This is a genomic window from Stieleria sedimenti (assembly GCF_025060895.1).
GTDB classification, from domain to species: Bacteria; Planctomycetota; Planctomycetia; order Pirellulales; family Pirellulaceae; genus Stieleria; species Stieleria sedimenti.
The window spans coordinates 40898-66650 of record NZ_JANZKV010000067.1; the positions used below are offsets into that span (position 1 = coordinate 40898).

The 25753-nt window shown below is 58.9% G+C and carries 14 protein-coding genes; 3 read left to right on the top strand and 11 right to left on the bottom strand.

What is annotated here, in order from left to right:
- Positions 1-847 precede the first annotated feature (847 nt).
- Complete coding sequence (locus NZK35_RS10740) at positions 848-3991, top strand: DUF1553 domain-containing protein (RefSeq protein WP_259632532.1); 3144 nt, start codon at positions 848-850, stop codon at positions 3989-3991.
- Positions 3992-3993: 2 nt separating this feature from the next.
- Entirely contained in the window at positions 3994-5451 is a 1458-nt protein-coding gene (locus NZK35_RS10745) for a DUF1501 domain-containing protein (protein WP_259632533.1), read from the top strand.
- On the opposite strand, the gene NZK35_RS10750 is transcribed toward NZK35_RS10745, so the two are convergent.
- The 11 genes from NZK35_RS10750 to NZK35_RS10800 all read right to left on the bottom strand — a co-directional run bounded on the left by NZK35_RS10750 (position 5448) and on the right by NZK35_RS10800 (position 23947).
- The gene (locus NZK35_RS10750; RefSeq protein ID WP_259632534.1) at positions 5448-6926 is read right to left on the bottom strand and encodes a sulfatase; all 1479 of its coding nucleotides are present in this window, start codon (positions 6924-6926) and stop codon (positions 5448-5450) included. The two genes, NZK35_RS10745 and NZK35_RS10750, sit on opposite strands and share 4 nt — an antisense overlap.
- A complete protein-coding gene (locus tag NZK35_RS10755) occupies positions 6923-8146 on the bottom strand; it encodes an aldose 1-epimerase family protein (protein ID WP_259632535.1) in 1224 nt (407 codons plus the stop codon). Before NZK35_RS10755 ends, NZK35_RS10750 begins: the two co-directional genes overlap by 4 nt.
- Before the next feature lie 132 nt (positions 8147-8278).
- Complete coding sequence (locus NZK35_RS10760) at positions 8279-9538, bottom strand: hypothetical protein (protein WP_259632536.1); 1260 nt, start codon at positions 9536-9538, stop codon at positions 8279-8281.
- An 86-nt stretch (positions 9539-9624) separates the two neighbouring features.
- The gene (locus NZK35_RS10765; RefSeq protein WP_259632537.1) at positions 9625-11013 is read right to left on the bottom strand and encodes a thioesterase domain-containing protein; all 1389 of its coding nucleotides are present in this window, start codon (positions 11011-11013) and stop codon (positions 9625-9627) included.
- Positions 11010-17624: a non-ribosomal peptide synthetase gene (locus NZK35_RS10770; RefSeq protein WP_259632538.1), complete on the bottom strand. Its 6615-nt coding sequence runs from the start codon at positions 17622-17624 to the stop codon at positions 11010-11012. The genes NZK35_RS10765 and NZK35_RS10770 overlap by 4 nt, the downstream gene beginning before the upstream one ends.
- Positions 17624-18541, bottom strand: a complete 918-nt coding sequence (locus tag NZK35_RS10775) for a class I SAM-dependent methyltransferase (protein ID WP_259632539.1) — start codon at positions 18539-18541, stop codon at positions 17624-17626. The genes NZK35_RS10770 and NZK35_RS10775 overlap by 1 nt, the downstream gene beginning before the upstream one ends.
- The gene (locus tag NZK35_RS10780) at positions 18523-18753 is read right to left on the bottom strand and encodes an acyl carrier protein (RefSeq protein WP_259632540.1); all 231 of its coding nucleotides are present in this window, start codon (positions 18751-18753) and stop codon (positions 18523-18525) included. Before NZK35_RS10780 ends, NZK35_RS10775 begins: the two co-directional genes overlap by 19 nt.
- Positions 18754-18837: 84 nt before the next feature.
- Positions 18838-20484: an amino acid adenylation domain-containing protein gene (locus NZK35_RS10785; protein ID WP_259632541.1), complete on the bottom strand. Its 1647-nt coding sequence runs from the start codon at positions 20482-20484 to the stop codon at positions 18838-18840.
- A gap of 2 nt (positions 20485-20486) precedes the next feature.
- The gene (locus NZK35_RS10790; protein ID WP_259632542.1) at positions 20487-21635 is read right to left on the bottom strand and encodes an acyl-CoA dehydrogenase family protein; all 1149 of its coding nucleotides are present in this window, start codon (positions 21633-21635) and stop codon (positions 20487-20489) included.
- A gap of 15 nt (positions 21636-21650) precedes the next feature.
- Positions 21651-22730: an ornithine cyclodeaminase family protein gene (locus tag NZK35_RS10795; RefSeq protein WP_259632543.1), complete on the bottom strand. Its 1080-nt coding sequence runs from the start codon at positions 22728-22730 to the stop codon at positions 21651-21653.
- A complete protein-coding gene (locus NZK35_RS10800; protein ID WP_259632544.1) occupies positions 22727-23947 on the bottom strand; it encodes a HupE/UreJ family protein in 1221 nt (406 codons plus the stop codon). The genes NZK35_RS10795 and NZK35_RS10800 overlap by 4 nt, the downstream gene beginning before the upstream one ends.
- A 363-nt stretch (positions 23948-24310) precedes the next feature.
- On the opposite strand from NZK35_RS10800, the gene NZK35_RS10805 reads away from it, so the two are divergent.
- The gene (locus NZK35_RS10805; RefSeq protein ID WP_259632545.1) at positions 24311-25663 is read left to right on the top strand and encodes a dihydroorotase; all 1353 of its coding nucleotides are present in this window, start codon (positions 24311-24313) and stop codon (positions 25661-25663) included.
- The last annotated feature ends 90 nt before the right edge of the window (positions 25664-25753 follow it).

Consider the following 25753-nt stretch of genomic DNA (forward strand, 5'->3'; position numbering starts at 1 on the left):
ATACGGGCGCGGCCGTCCTGCTCGATCAATCCGATCAAGCATCAGGGACGCCACGGAAACTACGCCGAAAGGCATGCGAAATGACAGGCTGGAAGCCTATCCCACCTGAGAGGAGAGGCTAGAAGCCTAGCTCACATCGAAATTCATTCAGCTGATCGGTGGGCCGCGGAGATGCGGCAACGACGTTGAGAAAGATTCAACCCAAGGCGAATCCGTGAAAACCCGCCGTTCAACCAACGCGTCGCCGGTACAAAGTACCGAATTCGAAACGACTGCTCCGGCCGCCCAGGCGAGTGATTGGCAGACGAAACAATCGTCGGAATCGTGGGAGTGCAGTGGCAACGGAGACGGGCCTTCGGGCCGGTGGCGGTGGCGGTGCGCTGAGACCGGCGAGCCGTCGTGGCCGTGGTGGTGCCCACACCCATGATGCGACGGGCCGCTGCTGGCGTCAGCCGGCAACGCTGAAACGTCGCGATGCCCCTCGCAGGTGGCGATGTGCATCCACGCTGCAGATTGGCCCATCAGGACCAAACCACAAAGCAGCACGGAAATCGTTTTGCCGACCAGAGAGTTCATTTGCACAAGTAAATGGGTGTTCGCTGCGCACCTTGACCGCATCGAAAGACTCCTACGATCCAAAGAACGCGGTGGTTCGTCAAGTTGAATTTGCCAGATTTACCGGATCCACATCATCGTCACCGTCTGACGATCCCGCACATTTCCCCCTGCGAAGTCATCCGTTTTGTGCGATAATCCGAACCCAGCCGTCGCGCCTGCCTTTGTCCGATTTTCAATCTCACCTGGCTCCCGACCCGAGATTGAAATCTCCCCCCCGCTCGTTCCTGCCATGAAGAATCCGTCCTCAATCGTCTCGATTTTGCTACTCGTCGGCATGGGCGGCGTGTCAGCCGCCGAGATTGATTTCAATCGCGACATCCGGCCGATCCTTTCGGACAATTGTTTCCTCTGTCACGGCCCTTCCGAATCGACCCGCGAAGCCGATCTGCGATTGGACGTTCGTCAGTCCGCGATCGATTCAGGGATGCTGGTTGCCGGCCAGCCGGAGGACAGCGAAGTGATCGCGCGGGTGTTCTCCGAAGACGCCGACTCGCTGATGCCGCCGCCGGATTCGAACAAACGATTGACCGACAGACAGCGCAATCTGCTCAAGCAATGGGTCGCCCAGGGCGCGGCGTATCAAGAACACTGGGCCTTCGTCCCGCCCCGAAAAGCCTCCGGTGTCGACACGGCCAATCCGGTGGACCATTTCATCGGCCAGCGACTGCACGAGCACGGGCTGACGTTTTCTCCGCCGGCCGATTTGCGAACGCTGATCCGTCGCGTGTCGCTGGATTTGACCGGAATGGCTCCGACGCCCGAGCAAGTCGAGCACTTCCTGGCGAGTGCGGATTCGCTGGGAGTCGACATCGCCTACGAAGCACTCGTGGATCGATTGTTAGCCTCGGAAGATTATGGCGAACGCATGGCGCTGGCCTGGATGGACGCGGCGCGCTACGGCGACACCAGCGTGATGCACGCTGACGGCCCGCGTGACATGTGGCCATGGCGCGACTGGGTGATCGACGCGTACAACGCCAACATGCCGTTTGACCAATTCACGATTGAGCAGCTCGCCGGTGACCTGATTCCCGACGCGACGGTCGATCAAAAGGTGGCATCCGGTTTCAATCGGAATCATGCGACCAGTGACGAAGGCGGGGCGTTTGCCGAGGAGTTGCGTGTCGAGTATGTCGTCGATCGCGTGCAAACAACCTCCACCGTCTGGATGGCACTGACGATGGAATGCGCACAGTGTCACGATCACAAATACGATCCGATCTCTCAAACCGAGTACTACCAGTTCTTCGCGTACTTCAACAACACGGCCGATCCCGGCATGCAAACACGCCAGGGAAATCAGTCGCCCGTCGTCGACGTCTATGACGAACGGCATCAAGCCCGCTTGGCGGAATTGCAGGCGGAGATCGATTCGAAAAAGCAACAGCTGGAATCCCATCAACGCCAAGCCGAACCCCAATTCGTCGCCTGGGCGGAACAGGAAACCGCAACGTACGCCAGCGACGATCCATCGACCAAGAAACTGTCTGGCATCGCGCATTGGTTTCCGCTCGATGAATCCGAGGGTTTGCAGTTGAAGAATGAAACCACCGGCGCGGTCGCGGTGTTGGAGAAAGGAGAGTTTCAGACGAGCGATCGAGAAGGCAACAAGGCGTTGAAGCTGAACGGGCAAACCCAGTTCGCCTGTTCGGAAAATCCGCCGCAGCTGGAATCGGATCAGCCGTTTACGATGGCCGCCTGGATCAAATTCGATGGCAAATCTGGCGGCGCCGTTTTTTCTCGCATGAACGTCGCGGACAACTATCGCGGCTACGACATGTGGATCCAAGGGACCAGCGTCGGCACCCACATCGTTCATTCCTGGTCCGACAATGCCGTCAAGGTCGTCTCCAAAGACGCGTTGAAGGCCGATACCTGGCAGCACGTTGTGATCAGCTACGACGGCAGCCAGAAAGCCGCCGGCGTGAAAATTTATATCGACGGAAAACTGTCGGCCAATCAAGTCGAAGCCGACAGCCTGGGCGGCACACTGCAAACCGAGGTGCCCTTCAAAATCGGCAGTCGCAGCAACGGCGCCAATTGGAAGGGTGAAGTCGACGACATTCGGATTTACTCGTTTGCGTTGAGCGAATCCGAAGTGCCGCTGGCCAAGGACGACGTGGTCGGCGGAATCTTGGCGACCGCCGCCGAAGAGCGAAGTGAAGCCCAGTGGGCAGCCCTGCGAAACGTCTATTTCAGCCAAGATGCGGACTTCCAGTCGCTCCGCAAGTCGCTCGCCGCAGCAACCAAACAGCACGCCGATCTGGCGGCGAAGAAGACCACGTCGATGATCATGTCGGACAACCCCGCCGACAAAATGCGGATGACGTTCGTGCTCGACCGCGGTCAATACGATTCGCCCAAAAAGGACACACCGATCTCGCCAGGCGTCCCGGCGGCCTTGCCTCCGCTGGCCGAAGACGCTCCGACAAATCGATTGGGATTGGCCCGATGGTTGACCGCGCCGGATCATCCGCTGACCGCACGCGTGGCCGTCAACCGGTATTGGACGATGCTGTTCGGCAACGGACTGGTCCGTACCATCAGTGACTTTGGTGCCCAAGGCATGCCGCCCACCCACCCGCAGTTGCTCGATTGGCTGGCCGTCGATTTTGTCGACTCCGGCTGGGACGTCAAACGGATGCTGCGACAACTGGTGCTCTCACGAACGTATCGCCAGAGTTCGCGTCGAGAACCCGTGCACGCCGAACGGGATCCCGAGAACCTGTTGCTGGCCCACAGCCCGCGATTTCGGTTGCAGGGCGAATTGATTCGCGACCAGGCGTTGGCCGTCGGCGGATTGCTGACCCGTCAGGTCGGCGGCCCCGGCGTGAAACCGTATCAACCGGTGAATATCTGGAACGAAGTCAGTCTGAACGGTGGCCTGCGATATTCCCAAGACAAAGGCGAAAAACTGTATCGCAAGTCGATGTACACGTATTGGAAACGCAGTGCACCGATGCCCAACATGATGATCTTTGACGCGCCGTCGCGTGAGAAATGCGTCGTCGCCCGGGCCCGAACCAACACACCGCTGCAAGCCCTGGTGACGCTCAATGACCCGCAGTTTGTCGAAGCGGCCCGAGCACTCGCCCGGCGTTTGATCCAGTCCGAATCCGATGATCGCAAGCGAATCGATTTGGCCTACCGTCTGACGACCGCACGACCGGCAAGCGAGCGCGAGATGTCGGTGTTGTTGGACATCCTCGCCGACCAGCACGCACGCTTCACCGCCGACCCCGCATCCGCCAACCAATTCTTGTCGGTCGGTGAGTTGCCGCGCGACGAATCGATCGATGCGATCCAGCACGCCGCTTGGACCGTGATCGCACAAATGATTTTGAACTTAGACGAAACGTTGACCCGAGGCTAACCATGGACTCCCTGACCACACAGCGCCGCAAGTTTTTGCTCGGGACCGGTTACGGGCTGGGGGCGACGGCACTGAGCACCCTGTTGAATCCGGATTTGATCGGCACCGCCAACGCCGCCGCGGGGGCGTCCAACCCCGGATTGCCGCAATTCCCGAATTTTGCCCCCAAGGCCAAACGGATCATCTATCTGTTCATGGCCGGCGGTCCCAGCCACATCGACACCTTCGACTACAAACCGGAGATGCGGAAGTTTCATGGCCAGGAGCTTCCCGAGTCGATTCGTCAGGGGCAACGGTTGACCGGGATGACCAGCGGTCAGTCCACTTTCCCATGCGTCGCGCCGATGTTTAATTTCGAACGCTTCGGCCAGCACGGGACTTGGGTCAACAAAGACATCTTGCCGTACACGTCGGGCATCGTCGATGACATCACGATCATCAAATCGATGCACACCGAAGCGGTCAACCATGACCCGGCGATCACCTACATCAACACCGGCGTTCAACAGCAAGGGAAACCCGCGCTCGGTTCCTGGCTCAGCTACGGCCTGGGCAGCGAAAACGACAACATGCCCGCCTACATCGTGATGATTTCGCGGGGGCGCGGCCAATTGCAGGCACTCTACGACCGCTTGTGGGGATCGGGGTTTCTGCCGGCACGTCACCAAGGCGTCAAGCTGCGCAGCAGTGGTGAGCCGGTCTTGTACCTGAACAATCCGCCGGGGATCGACCGCCAATCGCGACGCAGCATGCTGGACGGATTGAACGAACTCAATCAGGTGGCCTACGACAAATTCGCCGACCCGGAAACGCAGGCCCGAATCTCGCAGTACGAAATGGCGTTTCGCATGCAGAGCGAAGTGCCGGATCTGATGGCGATCGAACAAGAACCCCAGCACGTGTTGGATCTGTATGGCGACGATGTGCAAAAGCCCGGCAGCTTTGCCAGGAATTGTCTGCTCGCCCGTCGCATGGTGCAGCAGGGTGTCCGCTATGTCCAGTTGTTCCATCGCGGCTGGGATCAACACGGATCACTGCCGTCGAAACTTCGGCAGCAGTGCAAGGACATCGATCAGCCCGCCGCGGCCTTGATCAAGGATCTGAAGCAACGAGGCATGTTGGACGACACCCTGGTGGTCTGGGGCGGCGAGTTCGGACGCACGATTTACTCGCAAGGCAAATTGACGGCCGACAATCACGGACGCGACCACCATGGCCGCTGCTTTACGATCTGGATGGCCGGCGCCGGCATCAAGCGTGGGTTCGAATACGGCATGACCGACGACCACAGCTACAACATTCTGAACAACACCGGCGTGCACATCCGTGACATGAACGCCACGATATTGCATCAGCTCGGCATCGATCACGAAAAGCTGACCTTCAAGTTCCAAGGGCTGGATCAACGACTGACCGGAGTCGAAGAACCGGCGCACGTCGTCCGTCAGATCTTGAGCTAAGACCGAGGTTCCGCTTTGACCGGGTCGTGATTCGGGTTGGGCTGCGGCAATTGCGCGCCGACGTTTCGTCTCCAGGCCTGCAACTGCGATCGCAACTCGGCGGCTTGGCGGGGCTCTCGACTCGCCAGATCGTTGGACTCACCGACGTCGCTTTCCAGGTCATACAGCTCGACACGATCGTCTTCGAAATACTCGATCAACTTCCATTTTCCAGCTCGGATCGCGCTGTACGGGCCATTGCTGTACGGGCCATTGCTGTACGTCCCGTTGTTCGGTTCCCCAGGCAATGCGAATCCACCGGCGTGGTAGTGTGGGTAGTGCCAGTAAATCGCCTCGCGGTCCAACCTCGCCTGGGGATCTTGAAACAGCGGCACCAGGCTGCGGCCATCGACGTCTGCGTTGTGACTGGCGTCACCGCTGACCGATGCGAGTTGCAACACGGTGGGGTACAAGTCGTTGCCGATGACCGGCTCCCGGCAAATGCTGCCAGCCGGAGCCACGCCCGGCCAACGAACGACCATCGGCACCCGCGTGCCACCTTCATACGCGGAACCTTTGCCGCGTCGCAGCGGATCGTTGTTCGTGAACCCCGTGGGTTTTCGGAACTTGTGGGAAAGCCCGCCATTGTCGCTGGTGAAGATGACCACGGTCTCGTCTTCAATGCCGTTGCGTTGCAATGCATTCAGCACGGTTCCGATGGCATCATCCATGCTACGCACCATCGCGGCGTAGGTGGGATTGTGATGGATGGCGTTTGAATCAACTTTCGCGGCAAATGCGTCGACCAGTTGCTGTTTGCCCTGGATCGGCGTGTGGGGGACATCAAACGCAAAGTACAGAAAAAAACGTTCGTTCTTCCATCGGTCGATGATCTTGGACGCTTCGTCGGCGAAGTAGTCGGTCGTGAAATCGCCTTTCTGAAACGATCCCGCCGGTCGCGTCAAGAAGTACCCTTTGGCCGGCGGTTTCATGACCTGGACGTCGAATCCATGATCGGTCGGCTGGTATCGATTCGCGTCGCGGCCTTTGGGATTGAGATGCCATTTGCCGACGTGCGCGGTCTTGTATCCTCCCGCCTTCAACGCTTCAGCGACCGTGACTTCGCTGTGCGGCAGGTACTTCGTCCAGTCGGGAATCGACAACTTGGCGTACGGGGCGGCTTGGCCCGCGATAAAGTCGGTCAGATGCAAACGCGCGGGATACTTTCCCGTCATGATCGCCGCACGACTGGGTGAGCAGACGGTGCACGCCGAATAGGCATCGGTGAATCGGACGCCCTGCGCCGCCAACGCATCGACGTTGGGGGTTTCGTGAAAATCGCTGCCGAAGGATCGGACGCCGTTCCAACCGAGATCGTCGGCGAGAAACAGAATCACGTTGGGGCGTTTATCCGCAGCTGCCAGCGTCGAAGCGAACATCGCCAGAATCAGTGCGGTGGCGAACCGATGGTCCAAGACGTTGCGAACAAGATTCATGATTTTGGCGGTTCCCGTTGGACGTCGACTGGATGGTCACCCTGCAACGATTGGATTTGTTCCACAACGGCTTTGACGTTGTCTTTTCCGCGGTGCAACCCGATATCCAGTGTGAACTGACGTTTCTGTCCCGGCGACAGCTTGGGGACGCGTCCGGCGGCACGTTCGACCTTGCGGTTGTAGGGATAGCCCGTCGCCGGTTCGATGCCCGTGACGTAGCCGTCTTCGGTGGCCGCGGTGTTTTTCCAGATCGTCAGGTAGGGCAGTTGTTCGGCCGACCAATGCATCGACGCCGCACGGTCAGCGGCTGCGTTCTGCAACACGGCGCCGGTTCGGTTGTGCTCGTCGGTCAGCGGCTCGACCAGATAGACTTGTTCGACAAAGCCGGCGGTCGGCGGCAGATAGGTCGCATAGCCGTCGATGCTTTCGGCCGCGTGGGCGTCCATCGGCGCCAGCGACTTGACCGCGGCATGCACCGTCGCGCCCGGCCCCAGCAACGGGGCACCAAAATTGGCGTGATAGATGATTTGGAATTCCTGTTCCTGGGCACCCAAGTTCTCGACGGTGTCATCGATTCGAAAGCTGTCTTGACCGGGAACGACCGATACCTCGGTGACCAATTTTAATTTCGGTCCGTAGAAGAACTTTTCGTACACGATGCCACGCACACGGATGCGATGCGGCGCGGCCGAATCAATGATGACTTCGACTTCGCTGGCCGGGATGTTTCCGATTTTTCCGTGCAGTGTCAGATCCCTCGTTGTGGTACCGCCCGCGCCGTCTTCGAATTCGTCTGTTCCCGGATGGCCGGCAAACTCGAGGCCGCAGCGAACCATCCACTCGTTGAATCCTTCCAGCCAGCCGAGCCCGCCGCGGCTTTCCAAATCGATCAACGCCGGATGCACGATGTCTTCGACCGGCGAGTCCCAGCCCAGACGCATGTCGCCCGAACGGACTTCGTAGACGCTCATCCCCCGCGTCGGAATCACGTCGATCTGCAGCACGCCATTGTCGATCGTGATCAGGTCCACGCCTTCTTGCTTGCCACCGTGCAGCGTCTTCTTTTCGACCGACCAATTGCCTCCGCTGAGTTTCCAACTGTCGCGGTGGACGTTCTGCTCGGTGCTGGTCAAGACGTAGCGTTGGTCGGCGTGAACCGACAGCATCGGCAGCGAAAGGCCTAGAGCGATCAGGAAGGTAAAACAACGGCAGCGCGCCATGAAAGTCTCTCCAAAAACAGTGCAAAGATATGGATTCCTACGCGACGCATCGACGCGTCACCGGCCAAGCATAACCGTTCTGGCCAATCATAACCGTCTGGGGCAACCGACGTGCTCGTGCGTCATCCGCGACTACGGTCGTAATCCGGGCACGCCGAGCGACTGTCCGAAGCGTGCCGCCAATGTCGCCTCGTCCATCCCAAAGTTCTGCTGCAGCGTTTCCTCCATCGGGACTCCCAACTTGACATCGCGAAACATCTGGCTGAAGGCGATCGGGTCGGACTGGACCAGAAATTGAACCAGCTGGCCGCACATCGGCCAACGTTCCTGGTCCAGTTTGGTCGCCCCCAGCAAGCCCAGCATTGAACCGGAGTTGCGGAGTTGTCGCGTGACATTGGATCGTTGAGTCGACTGGCGTTTGCGGTCGGGAATGATCGCGAACTGGACGGCGTTGGCGATCCCCATGTTCATCCAAGGCACGGTGTTGGCATCGGAGTGCAGACGACCGGCGAATCCCAGACTGTATCCCCAGCTCAAACCTCGCGCGACGTTGCCGTCAAGGTTCTTGGCGATCGCGGTTTGCAGAAACCGTTTCGCGCCGCCCCGCACGCCAGCCCGTCCGCCATGGTTGGGATTGTTCATCACCTGTTCCTCGAAGGCGGCAAAACGCGCCGGCGTGCTGAAGACAGCCAAGATGGCTTTGCCGCGCCAGATGGAATCGCTTTGGGGCAGCCCGAACATCTGGTTGAGCTGACGATTTAATTTGTCGACGAACGTGCGCAGCCCCGCAGTGGCTGCGGGAGGATAGTCGGTAAACAACAACGTCGATTCGGTTTCTTCGACATGAAACTGTCCGACGCTGCTGAGTGTCTTGGCGGCGGCTTCTAAAAAGCGAAGGTGTTCGGCGGTCGCTTCGGCTTGTGCTTCTTCATCGGCTTGCTCACGGATCTGTTTTCCCTGCGCCGCCAGTCGGCTCTCCGCCGCGGCATCGGCGGCAGCCGCGTTGATCATAAACAGTTGACGCGTCGGCGGGAAATAACGTAAACGAAACCGCTGAGGGCCCACCCAAAACAGATAGATGTCGTCGACTCTCACCGTGCTGGTTCGGCCGGTCTCGCTGCGGTACTTCACAAACTTCAGTCCGTTCTGTTTGCGGTCAAATTGCAACTCGTCCAGCACCACCTTGACGATAAAACGCCCCGATCGCAGCTTGATCGCCAGTGGTTTGTCGACCAAGGTTTCAAGCTCATCGGCACTGACAAGCCCGTCGAAGCGAATCCCGGCGGGTGGTTGATTTGAAGCCGCCAGCGACGTGCTGTCGGGAAGCGTCGCCATCGCCAAGAACAACCCCATCGAAACGACAAGTCGCCGAGAAACGTACCGCCTGAACATCGAAACCTCGCCGGGTGGAGAATGCGTCAGAATTCTGAACGCCTCAAGGATACCGCATCGGCTATCACGATGCGAGAAAAGACGCGTCAGCCGTCGATGACGCGATTGATTGCGTCGGCGAGTTTGCCCACGTGGGGTGGTTGCATGCAAGTATTGTGCGTCCCCGGGATCGAGTGCAGCGAGAGATGTTTTCCGACCAAGTAACGCCACCCGAGCGAACGATCGCTATAGCGCGTTCCGATCAGCCCGGTGGGGCCGGCGACGCGGAACAGATGCAGTGGCAGTTCGTCCGGTTGGATCGCATAATCCAAGAACGCTTGAACGTTGGTGCGGATTTGTTCGGGATCGCCCTCGTCATCGCGAAATTGGAATCCGGCATCGGCCGTGATCGGATCGTTGCGACGCCGCATCCGTTTCGCGTTGAGCGTCTGGATCAATTTCCCGAAGGCTTCGCGACTGTTCAACGAACGAACACGGTTACGGACGCGGACCAGATTCCCTTTCATCCGGTCGACTTGTCGGTTCCATTTGGGCGCGTGGACGTAAGCCGCTTCCGTGCCCGATTCGACAATCATCAGGGCATCGATCGACTGGCCGAGTTGCTTCAGCTGCCGGGCGATCTCGTACCCCAACAGCCCACCCCAACAGAACGCAAGGACCAAACGGGGGCCGTCGGGTTCGGCACGGACCCAAGCGTCCACATACAGTTTGGCCAACGCTTCGATCGTCGACGGGCTGTCGGCCGGTGGAGGTTGGTGGGTGACATACAGCGTTCGCCGGGGCGCTAAGTCGGCGGCCAGGTAGTGGGCGTAGTGGCACTGTCCACCGACCTCGTGGACCAGCAACAGCGATCCTGCTTGCTTGCCCGACCTGACTTTGGAGATCACCGAACCGGCGCGGGCTTGCTGCGGTGATGCCTCGTCTCGCGATCGATGCTCCGCCGCTGCCGCCAACTCCGCTAACGAGTTGCATTCCAGGATATCTTTCGGTTCAATCTCCAGTCCGGCTTCCCGCGCCATTGAGATCAATCGAATGCTCAGCAGCGAATCACCGCCGATGTGAAAAAAGTTGTCCCGGGGCGAGACGTGATCGTGACGCAACAAGTGGCAACAGAGTCGAACCAGAATCCGCTCGTGATCGGTCAGGTTATCGTTCATTTCTGTGACGAGCCGAGGAATATCCAGATCCATCGATGCCAGCCGGCGTCGATCCACTTTGCCCGAGCCTGTTCGCGGAATCGCATCAACTCGCACGATGCGACGGGGGATCAACGCCGCAGGCAATCGTTGGTGCAACTTGCGACGTAGCTCTTGATCGCTGATTCCACTTGAGTCCGAGACCACCCAAGCAACCAATTCTTTCGATGTGGGACCGGCGTCGGTAGGGCCAAGTGAATTCAGTTGATCGGCGAGCCATCGTCGTTGTCGCTGCGTCAACGCGTCGACGCGATTGGCGATCGATTCGCTGTGTTTCATTTGACTGCCCTCACGACCAGCATTGAGTCGGCCCACCATGCGTCTTTGGTGTCTTCGGGAATCGAAAGCGGCTGGACTCTCATTTGGATCTCACCAAAATGTTCCAGCAGACTGCGTTGATGTCGACGGCTCAATGAATCAACCTCAGTTGTCAAATACGTGAACACGCCGCCGTCACGGAGCAACCGTGCCGCAACGGGGAAGAAATGTTCTGCAAACGTCGCGCTGTTGGCGACATACTGAATAAACTCCGTCTCGTTCATCGGAAACGCATGGAAAAAGACGCTGTCATACGTGTCCAGCTTGTCGACGTTGTCCTGCCAGGGCCCAGGAATGAGGCGGATCTTCGGATCTGAGTATTGTTTTCGCCAGGGCACGAAGTGATCGTTGATGCTGTGGGGATTCATTTCGACAACGGTATGAGAACGCACCCCGGATTCCTGAATCATCGTTGCCGCGACGCCGCGCCCGAATCCGATTTCCAAAACATCGCCATGTGACTCGGTTGCCCAATCCGCCATCACTTTCATCAGTGGTGTTTGCCAGTCTTCCATGATCTCTTGCTCCGTCAGTCGCTCCGTCGACAGGTTGCGTGGCAGATGCGGCGCGTCACTTCCGGCAACCATGTGCCGGGCGATGCGGTCCAATGCGTTCAGGTCAGATGCGGAGTCGCGAAGCATTTGGTTGAGCAACCACGCGCGTTGACGTTTTCGTGGTGTCGCGATGAAGTCACCCTGTTTGATTTCGACGGACCATCGAGCGTGATCGTCTTCATACGTGAGTGTCTCTGCAACATCGTTGTCGAGTTGCAATGCCCGATCGATCCATCGCTGAGCTTCCTCGGCCGGCAACTCGCTGAGCGCGGCGACGATCGCGTCGGGGTGATCGGAAACGGAGGCGAGGCTCCGCGGAACCGCCATGACGGCGGCGTCCGAGACCCCGTCGATCCCGATCAATTCGGACTCGATTTCAGCCGGTTCGATGCGAACGCCGTTGACTTTGATTTGTTCGTCCAGACGTCCCACGAAGATCAATGAACCGTCGCGACGCATGCGGGCCAGATCGCCCGTCCGGTAGAGTCGTCCTGATTGGCCCGGACGCGGATCGGGAATAAACTTCTGTTTCGTGAGCTTACGATCCGCGTGATACCCGTTTGCCAATCGCGGGCCACCAATATGGATTTCGCCGATGCATCCGATGGGGATCGACGCTCCGTCTCGATCGAGCAGGCAAACGGGAGTTCCCTCGACACTCCGCCCGATCGAAATCATGTCATCGGTCGGCCTCAGCTCTGCAACTGTCGACCAAACCGATGCCTCGGTCGGACCATACTCGTTGAACAGGCGTGCGCCCGGCAAGACACGAAAGTGCTGCCGGACCAGTGACCGCGTGCAGGATTCGCCTGCCAGGATGACGCGTTTGAGTGTCGGGAACAACGTCGGGTTTGCGTGCTTGACGAGAACCAGGTAGAGCGACGGAAGGACCAGCGTCTCGGTCACTTGATGGCGATCAATCAACGCTGCCAAACGTTGGACATCTTGCACGTCTTCATCTTGCGGCAGAATCAATTGCCCTCCGTCACAGAGCGTCCAAAAGATTCCAGCAACGGAACTGTCAAACCAAATCGGTGACACCATCAAGTATCGCTGCGGAGCCGTTGGATAGAACGACTTGCGCGCCAAGGTCGAACGCAGCAATGCATCATGCGTGATTTCCACCCCTTTGGGTTGTCCGGTGGAACCGGAGGTATGCAGGATGTAGGCCAATGTTTGGCCCTCGGGCGCGTCAATCCGCGCACCGTTTGCGTCACCGGTCCGCGGCAAGTCACGGGGATCGATTACCGTTTCGAAAACGCCGCCCAGGCCAGATCGAATTCCGACCACGATGCGGGTGCCGACACGCGCGGAGAGTTGACGCAGACGTTCCAAGGGCAGGTCTGGATCAAAGGGCACGTAGGCACCGCCCGCTTGGAGAATCCCCAAGATTCCGACGACCAGCTCGACTGATCGCGAGAGACACACGGCGACTTTCGTGTTCGGCCCAACACCTGCCTCGCGCAGCCTCTCCGCCAGCTTGCCGCCCCGATCGATCAAGTCCCGGTATCGAATCGACTCGTCGCCACAAACCACTGCGACCGCGTCGGGAGTTTTGCGGCCGCGGCGAAGGATCCGTTCGATCACCGTCTGGCCGTGTGGAGCAATCGCCGGGGTATCGTGATTCCCAGCCAGAGCCTGCATCGCCGCTTGATCCATCTCGGTGCAAAAGTCGACTTGACCAACCCGTTGGCTCGGGTCACGCGCGAGCTGTTCGAGCAGCGATCGCCAATGCTGCGACATCAATTCGATGGTTGCCCGCTTAAATCGATTCGTGCGAAACTCAATCGCGCACTCGATCCGGGGACGCGCGTCAGCGGCGAACCAGGTCAGGTCAAATTTCGACACGCCCAGGTCAGACACTTCGGGGATCAATGTCAAACCGTCGCCGAGTTCCAGCGGCACGGGCGGTTGCTGCGGAACAAACATCGTTTCGAACAAGGTTCCGAAATGCTCAGAGAGTTCCTGGTGCGTCGCCTGACGGTGGGTCAGCAAGTCCGCGAAATCATTGCTGATCTGTCCGGCAAGTGCGTCAAAGGCGACGTCGCGTCGGATGCGACAGGCAAACGGCAGAGCTTCAATCAAGAAGCCGACTTCCCCGTCTTCCAAACTCCAGTTGTCGCGACGGCTGACCGGCATCCCGATCACAAAGTTTTCCGTCGCCGAATAGCGTGACAGCAAGACAGAATAGGCGGTCAATAAATACGTTCCGACCGAGACGCCGCATGCGGACGCGGATCGATGGATCGCCGCACTGAGTCGATCGGACAAGGAAAATCGAAACAGCTCGCCGGCCTCCGAATCCCCGGCGGAGGGTTCAAAATCAAACGGCAACCCGCTCGCCCGCTCGCACCCGTCCAACCGCCCCCTCCACCACGAAAAAGGGGAAAGGGGTCTTTTCTTAGGAAGATGCGAAAAAGGGGAGGGGGGGATTTTCTTCGGTTTGGACACGCGCGACGTTGCTTCCACTCCGTCAAAAAGACCCCCTTCCCCTTTAATGTAGTCGTGGGCGAATTGGTTCATCAGCAGTTGGAGGCTGTGTTGGTCGACGGCGATGTGGTGAACCGTGATGGCCAACGTGTCGCCATGATCACGGGACCGCACCAACAGTGCACGCAGCGGTCCATCGCTTGCCAGATCGAACGGACGCCGGCCTTCGGCGACGATCGCTTCTTTCGTCACATCGTGGTCCCAGAGCGTCCAGGCAAGGGGCAGGTCATCGTGCACCCGCGGGACCGGGACGCCGTCTTGTACATCGACGGTCGTGCGGAGCGCCGGATGTTGACGAATTAATGTTGCCAGACAACGTCGAACGAGTGCCGGATCGATTCGGCCGCTGGCCTTCCAGACGACTTGATACTGATAGGCCGGTGATTGCCGGTTGGAGTTCCAGTGGTACCAGATTGACCGTTGACCGGAAGAGAATTCCGCAACCGGTGTCGCGTCCGATGGGGATGGAACGGGAATGTCGGGCACGGGCGTTTGCAAGCTGGCCAACGTTTTCGCGTCACGGTGTCGAAAAACGTCCTGGATCGTGATGGAAATCCCCAGCTCGTTGGCCCGCGAGACGAACTGCATCGCATCCAGAGAAGAGCCGCCCAATTCAAAGAAGTCATCGTCGGTGCCGACCGACTTCCGATCCAGCAACGCACCGATGAGGTTGACGAGCGTGAACTCAATGGCGTTCTTCGGTGCCGTGATCGTCGCTGACGTCTGGGCGGCGTCATCGGATCGTTGCCGGTCTAAGATCGCTTCGATTTGCCGTCGGTCGATCTTTCCATTGATGGTCCGAGGGAATCGCGGCTGGACGATGAATCGCGACGGCACCATCGCGGCTGCAAAGCGAGTGCGGAGGTGCCGCCGAATACTGGTAACGTCGATCGCCGAATCGCCTTCGATCAACGCGACCAACCTTTCGGCACGCCCGTTGCGCATTTGCGGCAGCACGAGGCAGTCGTGCACACCTTTGCATTGTCGGATCGCCGCCGTGATTTCAGCCGGTTCGATCCGCACGCCGGACAGTTTCAGCTGATCGTCGATCCGTCCGAGAAATTCCAGTGCGCCATCGTCGCGCATCCGAACGCAATCTCCGCTGCGGTACCAGATGACGTCATCGCCGGTTGCCGGTCGCATGACGAATCGTTGACGCATCAGGTCCGGATTGGCAAGGTATCCGTTGGCCAGTCCCGCACCGCTGATCCACAATTCACCGGACACCCCAGGCGGAACCTGTTGGCCGGCCGAGTCGACGATCAGGATCGAGTTTCCGGCAACGGGTCTGCCGATACTTGCCGGACCGGAGGAGTGATCGAGCCGGTCGATAGGGTGCAGCGTCGCGCAAATGGTGGTCTCGGTCGGCCCGTAACCGTTGATCAATTTCAAATCGGGCGATCGGTCGACGATCGAGGCGAGCAGCCGCTGCGGAATCGGTTCGACGCCAACGAGTAGACGCTTCAAGTCGAGCGGTCGACCATTGGCCAGCCGCCGATCCAACGCCGGCAGGAAAAATGGCGGCAAGTACGCGCTGCCGATCTGCATGGCACGCATCCACTCCAGCATCTCGTCGGCACTGAGGCGTTGCGTGTCACTGGGAATGCACAGCGTTCTGCCGAACAACAACGCTGAAAAAACTTCGTACATTGCGACGTCGAAGCCGATGTTCGTCCACCACGCGCAACGACAATCCTGTTGCAAAGGCGCCATTGTTTCAAACGCTGTCAACAGATTCCAAACCGATTCGTGGCGAATCACGACGCCCTGTGGTTGGCCGGTCGACCCCGAAGTAAACAGCGCATAACACGCGTCTTGTGCCAAATCACAATTCGATTGTCGGGGCGATGCGATCGGGAGGACCGAAATGGAATTCCCGGTCGCATCGATCATCCGTGGAACGCCCGACTGTGACAGCAATTGTCTCACGCGTTCGGGAGGATTTTCCGCGTCGACGATCATGAAGCAACGTCCGCTTGCCAGGACCCCCATCATCGCGATGGCGGCTTTTTCATCACGCCGACAGAGTAACGGAACCAATTCGCCGAACCCGGCATCCTCGATTCGTTCGGACAGGTCTTGGGCCATCTGCCGCAGCCCGTCATAGCTCAGTTGGGTCGCCGGACCGTCCACGGCGATCGCGTCATGAACTCGCTCGCATTGTTTGCAGAATCGTTGCCAGAGGTTGACGGATTCCAACGTTGAAGCGATGCCACCGTGTTTGGCCAGGAATGTGTACTCCGAATCGGTAAGCAAGTCATAGTCGGCAATACGAGTCGTCGGGGACGCACTGACCGCCATCAGCGTGTTCCGGAAATGCTGAACCGCGCGTTGACGATCGTCTGCCGAAAAGACATCGTCGCTGAAGTCGAACAGCAACTCCCATCGATCGCCGTCGAGCGGATGTGCGGAGACGGTCAGTTTGCGTTGGGGGTCTCCGTAGCCGTTGTGCAACCACCGCATCGATGTCGGCATGCCGCAAAAATCCTCCACCGTCAAGTCGATCAGGTTGAGCCCGACGTCGAAGGCGCGCTGCGATTGGGATGTCATGGCACCCGGAATCGCATTGGAGAGGAACCCCATCGACTCGGCCGCCACCTTTCGCGAGAGATCTGCAAACGTCTCCGACGAGTCGACCGAGACACGGAAGGGAAGCAGTTGCATGAACAATCCGATCGTTTCTCGGAATGCCGCGGTGGAGCGGCCGTGCGTTGTTGCTCCGATACAAATGCTCTGCTGTTGTTCGAGTCGGCTGAGCCACGCGATCATCGTTGTGGCAAACAGATTGAAATGGCTCAGTGGTGCCGTGATTTGACGAAATGGAGACACCATCACCGATGTCGCAATCGCTTGGTTCTCCTCGTCGTTCAACCGCACGGTGACACGGGTCTGACGCGCCGAGACCGATTCACGGCCGGCGGAATAGAATCGAGTTCCCGGCGTTGCGTCGCTGCGTTCGGCAAACCATGCCGTTTGCCGGGCAACGGATTCGTCGCATGCATGTCGGTCCTGCCAATCGATGTATTGCCGATAGTCAGGGACATCCAATCTCGTGGGATCGCTTGCGTCTGCCTGATAGAATTTCGCCAACGTTGCCAAGATCGCTCGTCCGGCAAACGCATCGGTCAAGGCATGGTGAATCGTCAGATAGAATTCCCAGTTGTCAGCTGACAATCGAAGGAGTATCGCGTCGCAGAGCGATCGGGTGTGATCGAAGCGACCGGCAAGTCGTTCGTTGACGATTCGATCGGCGTCGGCCTGTGGGTCGGGTGCCGACGAAACATCGATGACGCGACACTCCTCGTCGCGAACCGCTCTCACGGCCGACTGTGTCCATTGATCGTCAGTGGCGACGGTGCGAAGCACTTCGCTACGGCTGACCAGCTGTCCGAACGCGTCGGCGAAGCGGTGTGGATCGATGCGACCACGAATCGTGTAACGATAGGGCACTTCGTACAGCGGGACATCCGGTTGCAGTTGTTGGCCGATCCAGATCAATTGCTGGTTGCCAGCGAATGAGGGGGGCATCACGGTCTGTCCCTCCGGCGGCGCGTGAGAAACAGAAACGTCGGATCCATCCCGCTTCCCGCAATGATCTCTGCGATTTGCCAACCCGCCGCCTCGACTTCGCGACGAACGGTTGCATCGGACAAGTGATGCCAGAACAACCCCGTGTAGATTCGTTCGCCGAACTCCGTTCGGACATTTCCCGCCGTCAACCAAGCCACCGCCTTTGCAATCCCGAATCGGACCCAAGCCCCCGCTTTTGAACTCGCCCGCTGGTTGACGTACGAAACAACGGCCACACCATCTTCGCTGCACAGGCGAGCGCATTGATCCAGGAACTCTCGTCGCCGATCGACGCCCTGCACGGTGGAATACATCCAACACGACGTGTAGACGATGTCGAAGGTTTCGGGAGGATCAAAGGTGTCGAAATCCTCTGCGATGAAATCGGCCGGAAATCCGGCCTCGACGGCGTAGCGTTTTGCGCGATCGATCATCCAATCCAAGCGATCGATGGCGGTGACCTGATAGCCGGCATCGGCAAACCATTTGGCTTCCCTGCCTTGACCGCAGAACGCGTCGAGCAGTCGACACGAGGATCGATAGTTCAACAGCGTTGGCAACATGCGGGACTCGTGCGGTAGCTGATAGCGGTCCGGATCGTAAAACTCGGGCCGTGAGGCGTAGGTTCTTTCAACCATGTCCGCGACATCACGTCGACGCATCAGTCCGATCGATATCGCCTCCAACAGGAGTGCGATCGCCGGTAAAAACCAGCCCGCCGGCTCGGGGCGTCGACGAAAGCGTTCTGCCGCCGAATTCATGCCGGCGCCGAGCGTCAAACGCCAAGATCCTGTTGCGGCTGTCGATTCGGCGTCTGTCGGTTGATGCGATGTTGCGGCCGCCGGCATGAATCGAATCAGCTCCTGCCCCGGCATGCGGCTTGGACATAGTCTGCGATGGTCTGTGGCGTTTCGAAGTTTTCGATCGTCACGTCCGCGGGCGGAACCGAGACGCCAAACTCCGTTTCAAGAAACGCGACCAACCGCATGATTCCCATCGAATCGATGTGGCCACCACCGAGCAAGTCGTCATCCTTGGAAATCGGATCCGTTTGGTTGCCCATCAGTTCATGTTGGATGAAAGACATGAGCTTCTTCATCGGGTCGGTGTCGGTCATCGTGGCTTTGGTGGTGCGGTAATGAAGGAGCGAAGGAAAAGCATTGCCATCACGTCATCGCGGTCGTTGTCTGGGGACAGCCGATCCGCCGGCGGGATCCGACGTCACGCCGCGGTCGGTGGTCGAATCGGGGAACGCGTTGTATTCCAGTGTCAATTTCAAACGGTCGATCTTTCCACTGGTCGTCCGCGGAAACGTGTCTCGGACGAAGAGGTGCTCTGGGACCGCATAAGGCGGCAGCTGTTCTGCCAATTGCTTTTTTAGATCACTGGTTTCGGATGGACTCGAATCCTGCAACGTCACCGCGGCGAGCAGGCGACCGGTTTCATTCGCCGAGACGCAGAAGGCGGCGGCTTCGACGACCGCGGGATGTTGGGCAATCGCATGTTCGACCTCGTCGAGTTCGATCCGGTAGCCTCGGACTTTGACCTGACGATCGATCCTGCCCAAGAATTCCAATTCGCCGTCGTCCCCGCGTCGTACCAGATCACCCGTCCGATAGAAACGTTTCCCGCTGTTTAAATCAAAGTAGAACGTGACCGGGTCGTCACACCCCAGATGCCAGTACCGGGTCATCATGGTGGAGGAATGAACGAGCAATTCGCCGACTCCCTTTTCCTGGACCACCTGATCCAACGGATCGAGAATCAATCCCTCGGTCTGTTCCCAGAGCGTTCCGATGGGAATCGGCCGTTCGGAAAGTTCCTTCGGTCCGCCCTGAGACGTCGGCGCGATGTGAAAGTAGGTGCACTGATTCACTTCCGCGGGGCCGTAGACGTTGCTGATCCACGCATCGGGCAGCACGCGTCGCAACTGCTGTGCGTGCCGCGGGGCGAGCGGTTCACCGCCGTACAGGATCCACCGGAGACTGGACAGATCACGTTGTTCGGGAACGCCTCGCTGAAGCAATTGGACCAGTGCGAAGGGCACCGAATACCAGATCGTGATTCGTTGCGATTCGATCAGCGAGGAGAGACTGGCCGGCAACATGCTGTAGGAGGGTGGGATCAGCACCGTCGTCGCTCCCGCCATCACCGCCGAATAGTAACCGAACGTTGACATGTCAAAGTGCAGCGGCGACAGATTTGCGACTCGGTCGTCGCCTGTGACGCCATAGGTCTTGACCGACAGACGGGCGTAACTGTTGCCGCTGTAATGCGAGTGCACAATCCCCTTGGGTGTCCCGGTCGAACCGGAGGTAAAGATCACGTAGGCAGGTTGCGTCCGGTCCAACGGAATCGGATCGATGGGGTCAACCGCATCGAGGGCCGACCAGGGGGTGAATGCGAGGGTCGGCCAATCCGTACCTTCAACGCCGATCACGTGTTGGAGTGGTGTGGCACAGCGATCGAGTTCGTCCAGTGCCGAATCGGCCAGCTTCGTCGTGATGAGATGACGGATACGACCACTCCGCAGGATGCTGCACAGCCGAGACGGCGGCGCCGAGGGATCTACCGGTACCATGGCCGCGCCGGCTTTCATCACCCCATACACACTGATCGGCGATTCAACGCCGGCAGGAAGACGCACCGCGACACGGTCACCGGGGCGCACGCCCCGATCACGGAGAACGGTCGCGAGCCGAGCCGAACGGTCGTCCAGTTCGGCGTACGTGACGGAGTTGTTGCCGCAGTGAAACGCCACCTGGTCGGGGGTTTTCAACGCCGAACGTGTTAGATTGTCGTGTAGCAGATCCACCATCGTCAAACTCCAAGCAGTCCCGCAATGATGTTGCGTTGGATGTCCGACGTGCCGGCGTACAAGACGCCGCCGATGGCGTCACGCCAATCTCGATCGATCCCATTTTCGCACAAATAGCCTCGGCCGCCATGGATCCGCACCGCGTCTTCGCTGGACTGTGCGTAGCATTCACTCAGGTACAGTTTCAAGATGGCGGCGTCCATCATCGCCGATTTCCCCTGGCTCTTGAGCCACGCGACCTTGTAGAGCATCAGCTTTGACGTTTCCAAGCGAACTTTCATGTCCGCGATGCGATTGGAGACCGACTGGAATTTTCCAATCGGCTGGCCGAATTGGGAACGCTCTTTGGCGTACCGGACGCACGTTTCTAATTGACGCTGCATGGCGCCGACTTGGCTGGCCAAGATACAGCAGCGTTCGAATTCGAGCGAATGATTGAACGTGGCGAAGCCGCCACCTTCCTTGCCGAGTCGATGTGATTCGGGCACAAAGCAGTTGTTCAGATGCAGTTCGCCGATCGGGACGGTCCGAAGGCCCATTTTTAGATGATTCGCGCCGCGGCGGAATCCCTCCTGTTCCGCCTCGACCAAGAACGTGGACAGCCCCCACTTGCCCTTTGCCGGATTCGTGCTTGCCACGACGAGCGCCACGTCGCAGATCGGTGCGAGCGTGACCATGCACTTGCTGCCGTTGAGCACGTAGCCGCCGTCGACTTTCTCCGCCGTCGTTTGCAGATGAAAGACGTCGCTACCGGTACTCGGTTCGGTGATCCCATGCGCCCCTTTCCAAGTACCGTCGCAGAGTCTTGGCAGAAAGCGTTCTTTTTGAAACTCGCTGCCGAAGTGCAAAATCGGAAGCTGAACGGCCCACATCTGTGCGTTCAGCGCCAGCAGCAAGCCGCCGTCGCTGCATCCGTAGCCGAGCGCTTCCATGGCCAGCATCGCGGTTTGAATATCGGCCGAAGCTTTTCCGCCAAATTGGGTCGGGATGTACAGACCCAGGATGCCAAACTCGGCCGCCCGTTGCCAAAGGTCTTCGGCGAACTCGCTCCGTTCGTCTCTGTCGATCACATCGTCGCTCAGATGCTCCAGCGCGAACGCTTGCATCCGATCGCGATAGGCGAGTTGATCGTCGGTCCAATCAAAATTCATAGCTGCGACTTGGAATCATTCGATGGTATTGATGAACGCGGATCGTTTCAGATCTTCGTAGGGATTGAACGGGTCGCTGACTTGGCCTTCGATTTCGAGGTGGGTTCCAACGCCAAAGTCGCTTGCATAGTCAGTGATCAGTTGCATCGCGACGAAATCCTCGAGCGCGAAACCGGTGGAATCAAACACGCTGCGTCGTGTCTTGGCAGCGGCGAACGCGTCTGGCGAAGCGACCAATTCTACCAGCGCCGGACCGATTTGGTCTTCGGTCAGCTGCTGGCATTCTCCTTCGACACGGGCCTGGAGAGGAAAGTCCGGGCAGACAAAGCTGTCTCTGAGCAACGAAACCGGCAGTTCTGTCTTGCCGGGCAAATCCGAGCCGATCGCGTTGATGTGGACATCGGTTTTCAGTGAGGGGGCGCTGATCACCGGCCCCTCACCGGCTTCGACGGACGTCGCCGTGCAGATCACGTCGGATGCTTTCAAGAGTTGTTCGAGTGAGGTGACTTCGATCTGGCACCTTGCTGAATTCAGTGGCGCAACGCGGTCGATCAACGAATGGGCGTTTTGCAATTCAATGTCGAAAACACGTACATGGTCGATTTCGGTGACTTGCGAGATGGCGTGAAATTGCGTCACCGCCTGGGCACCACAGCCGACCAGTCCGAGTGAGATTCGCCGGCGTGGTGCGAGATGACGGGTGGCGACCGCGGAAGCGGCGCCGGTGCGCATCGCGGTCAACAGATTGCCGTCGGCCAGTGCGATCAGGCGTCCGGTGACGGGATCAAACTGTTTGAACGTCGCGACGACGGTGGGCAAGTTGTGGTCGACGGGATTGGTCGGATGGTAGCCGACGGCTTTCAGAAAGACCGCCCGTTGTTTGTGGTGCAGCGGCATCCATTCGACCAAGCCGGTCACGGGCTTGTGGTAATGAAATCCGCTGCGTACCGGAACGTCGTACTCGCCGTCGGAGAATTCGGCAAAGGCCGCCTCCAGACGATCAATCAAGACCGACATGAATCGATCGATCCCGACGCGTTCGATGGTTTGGACGATTTGACGGTGATCGAGCACCAGCGTCGTCTGCTTGTTCATAGCGCCAGCGCCCGTTCAATGAACCAGTAACTGGCGATCAGCCCGATCACCGCGGACCCTCCCACCAAAACCACGCTCTGATAGTATTTCTGTGTCCTTAGCAGGAAAATGATGGGGAACACGACGGCGACGATCGCCAACTGCCCCAATTCAACCCCGACGTTGAAGCCGATCAGCACTTTGACCAAGTAGATCATGCGAAACGGAAGTTCGCTCATCACCGACGCGAAACCCATTCCGTGGAACAGGCCGAACCCGAAAATGATGAACCCGGTTTTGACATTGAATTTGGGGCGGATCGTATTGATCGCGACCAAGACGATCGACAAGGCGATTAGCGATTCGACCCATCGCGAAGGGAGGTGAATCACGCCGAGTGCGGCCAGGCTGAGCGTGATCGAGTGTGCGATCGTGAACAGCGTGACGATCTTCACGATGTTCCAGAATGCCTGGCGGAACTTTGGCACCGGATGCCACTTGCCGTCCCGGCGGACCAACACCGCCGGCAACAACAGCGCGACGATAAACAGGATGTGGTCGATTCCGATCCAGATATGCAACACACCCTGCCAAACAAAATCTCGGGGGCGGAGGAGCAGATCGATGTGGGTCAAGTCGAGCTCTTGGACCGGGTTGTGAGAGCCGAAGACCATTGCGGCAAATTCGCCCTCGAATGCTTGGCCGCTTTTCTGATTCCGCTCAATGCAGACCAAGCTGCGGTGGGTGAAATCATCGTCCACGAACAGACTGTTCCGAATCGTGATCGTGTCGGGAACCGGTCCGACAGGAGTCTGGTAGATGTACTGGGCATAACTGCCTTCCCCGTCCGGTAGGTCCAGAATCCGCAGATCGATGTACTCGATGGGGATCGGTTCCGAATCGATCCAGATTTCGTAGTGTTGGCGAATGTAGTCGAGTACCCGTTGACGGGTTTGCTGAAGAACTGCCAATCGGTTGTCGATCGGCATTGCGTCCGCCTCGGGATCGGGCTGGGAAGTTTCGGCAGCCGGCGGAACTCCAATGCCCAGTTTTTCGCGAAGGTCGTCTAAATTGACTTCGACGCGACCGGTGAAACGATCCTCTTCCACATTCAACCAGACATAGGTTTCGCCGGTGGTGTGAGCGGGGGCCGTTGCCGTCAGCAGAAGCACGGGCAACAACGAGAGCCACGGGAACAGGCTTCTCAGCAAACGCAAGTTCGAAGGGGTCGGATTCATATCGCTTGGGGTACTTGAAACAGCTGTGAGAATCGGAAATCGACACCCATCGGATCGAGTGCAAGCCGTCTTATTCCACTCTCGATGATCCGAAACTGAGTTTTTGGTCGATCCGAGTCTGCCCCCGGAACCGCCGATCTGCGGTCAAGGATAGTTAACGGAGCTGCCGTATCAGCGTCTGTCGCGGCAACGACCCCGTTTTTTCCTGCCTGGAATGGTTGCAGGCCGTCAATGTCGACGGGGCACTTCGCGAGAGACGCTTGGACGGATAGGATTGGAGCAGGGATGACGGTTGTCCGGGCCGCGTCCCCCGTTAACGACCCAGGCCCCACGATTCTCTCGCCGCGTTCCTTGGACGATTCGATGACCCGCACCCTCTTCCGAAATGCATCCGTTGTGCTGGCCGACACGGTCACCGAGAGTTCCGTTCTGATCGAAGACGGCAAGATCTTGGATGTGGCGGCGTCCGCCGACGCTGCGGCCGACAACGTGGTCGATTGCGCGGGATTGCACTTGATGCCGGGCGTGATCGATGACCAGGTTCACTTCCGCGAACCCGGTCTGACGCACAAAGAAGATTTGTCGACGGCCAGCCATGCCTGTGCCGCCGGTGGGGTCACGTCGTTCTTGGAGATGCCCAACACCAAACCGCCGGCGGTGACGCTGGAAGGTGTTCGTGCCAAAGAGCAGCTCGGCGCGGACAAGTCATTGGTCAACTATGGCTTTTACATCGGAGCGACGCCCGACAACGCCGCCGAGTTGGCCAAGGCGACCGATGTCCCGGGGATCAAAATCTTTATCGGCAGCAGCACCGGCAACTTGTTGGTTGATGAACAAGAGGCGTTGGAGCGGATCTTTGCCGAAACGACACTGCCGATCTGCGCCCACTGCGAAGACGAGCAAACGGTTCGCGCCAATGCCGCTCGCTTGGCCGGTACCAACGATGTAGCCGACCATTCACGCATCCGGGATGTCCAGGCCGCCGTGATCGCGACTCGGCGGGCGACCGATTTGGCCCGTCGATACAAACATCGCTTCCACGTCTTGCATGTTTCCACCGCCGCCGAACTGGATATCCTGGCCGATCCCGCGCCGTACATCACCGCCGAAGTCTGTCTGCACCACTTGTTTTTCAACGTCGACGATTACCCCCGCCTGGGGACTCGGATCCAAATGAATCCCTCGATCAAATCAGCCGACGACAATCGCCGGCTGTTCGAGGCACTGCTGGACCACACGATCCAGGTCATCGCGACCGATCACGCCCCGCACACGCTGGAAGAAAAAGCGGCGCGGTACCCCAACAGCCCCTCGGGGTTGCCGGCCGTTGAAAACAGTTTGGCCTTGATGCTCGATCAAGTCACCCAGGGCCGATGTTCCATCAATCAAGTCGCGTCGTGGATGTGTGATGCGCCCGCGCGCGTCTGGGGCATCGTGGGCAAGGGCCGGATCGAAAACGGATACGATGCGGATCTGGTGCTGGTGGATCTGCAGAAACAAAAGACGATTCGCGATGCCGAGCAACACACCAAATCAAAATGGTCGCCCTGGGACTCGGTCACGTTGACGGGCTGGCCGGTCGCGACCTTCGTCGGCGGGCACAAGGTCTACGATGCCGACAACGGATTTGACGAATCGTTTCGCGGTGCCAAGCTGCGGTTCGATCATTCCCGAGGCGGCTACTGGGCGACCGCAGGCGGAATCGGCACCGAATGATGCCGACTGACGAAGGGCGTTCGGGGCGTTAAACTACAGGCCTCGGTCGCGAAACCACGGCGCCGGGGCGTGCGGATGAATCGTCCGTGC